Source organism: Streptomyces sp. UF-297, from assembly GCF_058245575.1.
The window spans coordinates 1-748 of sequence record NZ_JBSIBZ010000237.1; the positions used below are offsets into that span (position 1 = coordinate 1).

A 748-nucleotide genomic window follows, 5' to 3' on the forward strand; every position below is an offset into this window, starting at 1 on the left:
TGGGTGCGGCGGTCGAACTGGCCGGTGGTGCGGGCCTGGTGTGCACTGGTCGGTTGTCGGTGCGTACGCATCCGTGGCTGGCTGACCACAGGGTGGGCGGTGTGATCCTGCTGCCCGGCACCGGTTTTGTGGAGCTGGTTGTACGTGCTGGTGATCAGGTGGGCTGTGGCCTGCTGGAGGAGCTGACGTTGCAGGCGCCGCTGGTGGTGCCCGCCGAGGGCGGCGTGCAAATCCAGGTGGTGTTGGCTGGGGCCGACGCTGATGGGCGTCGTGCGGTTGAGGTGTTCTCCCGTACCGACGGCTCCGAGGAGGCCTGGACCCAGCACGCCAGTGGCACGGTCGCCCCGGCCGGCGCACCGGCTCAGGAGGAGAACGATCTCGCCGTCTGGCCGCCGCGCGATGCGACGGCGGTGGACATCAGCGGGATATACGACGCGCTGGCAGGGGCGTACGGCTACGGTCCGGCGTTCCAGGGTCTGCGGGCGGTGTGGCGCCGTGGCGAGGATGTCTTCGCCGAGGTGGTCCTGCCTGAGGGCGTGGCCGAGGACGCGGGTGCGTTCGGGCTGCACCCGGCGCTGCTCGATGGGGTGTTGCACGCCAGCGCCCTGGTGGGCGATGCCGAGCAGGGTGAGCCGGGTCAGGTGCGGTTGCCGTTCGCGTGGACGGGTGTGGAGCTGCATGCCAGTGGTGCTTCGGTGCTGCGGGCGCGGCTGCGGCGGGACGCTCAGGGCAGCCTGACGGTGGCGGC

At 71.3% G+C, this 748-nt stretch carries 1 protein-coding gene; it reads left to right on the forward strand.

Going from position 1 to position 748, the window contains the following annotated elements; genetic code table 11:
- Nucleotides 1-59 precede the first annotated feature (59 nt).
- Nucleotides 60-748, forward strand: a 689-nt coding sequence (locus tag AC4IJH_RS43615) for a polyketide synthase dehydratase domain-containing protein (RefSeq protein WP_490857581.1), incomplete at its 3' end; no start/stop codon positions are given.